Below are 320 nucleotides of genomic sequence, written 5' to 3'. Positions count from 1 at the left end.
AGAACCATCTGCACGATAATGAACGACCATACAATTATTAATCGGAACGTCCCATGTAAGAGGAACCCGCGCACTAATCCAATCAACCATCATTGGACTTCACCGCTTTCTGATTGACGACTTTTTAGCAAATCATCAGCTGTTTTACGCAATGATCTTTCATCATCTTGATGAACCCATAGAGTTACACGGAAAAAACCCTCAGACCGTTTTTTAGCTAGAAATCTTTCCTGCCTAGTCTTCGGACGATTTTCATTCTCAATATATTTCTCAATCGGCGTAAGTCTGATTTTTCGAGTCATGAAACGCCCCCTTAATCG

At 40.9% G+C, this 320-nt stretch carries 1 protein-coding gene; it reads right to left on the bottom strand.

The genetic code is table 11. The features are described from left to right. Positions 1 to 89: 89 nt before the first annotated feature. The coding region (locus tag HBA93_RS20030; RefSeq protein ID WP_221724448.1) for a hypothetical protein at positions 90 to 320 on the bottom strand (231 nt) is incomplete at its 5' end.

The organism is Ochrobactrum sp. SFR4 (assembly GCF_019730395.1).
GTDB lineage: Bacteria > Pseudomonadota > Alphaproteobacteria > Rhizobiales > Rhizobiaceae > Pseudochrobactrum.
The sequence above is the reverse complement of the archived record's forward strand: the minus strand, read 5'-3'. Positions and strand labels throughout refer to the sequence as shown.